The organism is Pseudidiomarina fusca (assembly GCF_032227045.1).
In the GTDB taxonomy this organism is placed as follows: Bacteria; Pseudomonadota; Gammaproteobacteria; order Enterobacterales; family Alteromonadaceae; genus Pseudidiomarina; species Pseudidiomarina fusca.
Genome location: NZ_JANFPJ010000100.1, coordinates 1 through 771, shown reverse-complemented (window position 1 = coordinate 771; position 771 = coordinate 1). Strand labels below are relative to the sequence as shown.

At 42.4% G+C, this 771-nt stretch carries 1 protein-coding gene and 1 pseudogene; both read right to left on the bottom strand.

Translation table 11 applies throughout. The features are described 5' to 3' along the window. Positions 1-215: 215 nt before the first annotated feature. Entirely contained in the window at positions 216-467 is a 252-nt protein-coding gene (locus NOG12_RS13240; RefSeq protein WP_313933513.1) for an Imm31 family immunity protein, read from the bottom strand. A gap of 13 nt (positions 468-480) precedes the next feature. Continuing rightward, positions 481-591, bottom strand: a pseudogene (locus tag NOG12_RS13385) (polymorphic toxin type 17 domain-containing protein); the annotation flags it as partial. Positions 592-771 lie beyond the last annotated feature (180 nt).

The following is a 771-nucleotide window of genomic DNA, read 5'->3' as shown; positions in this document are numbered from 1 at the left end:
GCAGAACAGATCAATCTGTCCAGCCCCACCAGTTGGTGGCACTGGCCCAGATTGCCAGGCCAGCTGGTCCACGCTGATCACTTCTACCGGCACACACTGCCCAGTCTGCTGGTGGTTTTGCTCATTTCAGATGATTCCCAACAACCAAAGATTGATTAGATATCACACCAAATCCGGTTATTTTTATCCTCGTGTGAATGGTATGAATGGGGCATTTAGCTATCGCAAAATTTCCTGTAATCAGAGCTTTGATATTCATCTTCTGTTAAAAAAATGCCCAAAGTTTCTAATTCAGACTCGCTAACCATCCAAGTTTCTTGTTCCTCAATAATCGTTACTGCATAGACATCACTCCCTGTGACATCATCAGTAGAATAACCAATTATCAATCCTTTCTTTTTATCGATGGTTCTCGTTTCAGCCAAACCACTATTCACCCTTACAGCTTCGTAATATTTATATTTCATATTGATCACTATATTAATGCGTTACTATGCCATCCAATGAAATGTTTAAATGCCTACCATCTCTGGACCACGTCCCCATTTGCTCTCGCCCCCTTGGTGAAAGCTGAACATCCCATTCGAAAGATTGCCCCCGAGAAAACTTTTATAATTTTATCTGTCACACCGAGATACAACTCCTATCAGACATCCTCTATCAAGATGGACCAATCCCGAACAACTTCCGTGATTTAAAACATCTGATATTTGAGCGTACCCTGCACCGAAAGTAACAGCAGACTGAGCAGCCTCAAACAGCAGAGCTGAT

Coding starts and splice junctions, on each gene's coding strand:
- NOG12_RS13240 (WP_313933513.1), bottom strand. CDS start 467: ATGAAATATAAATATTACGAAGCTGTAAGGGTGAATAGTGGTTTGGCT.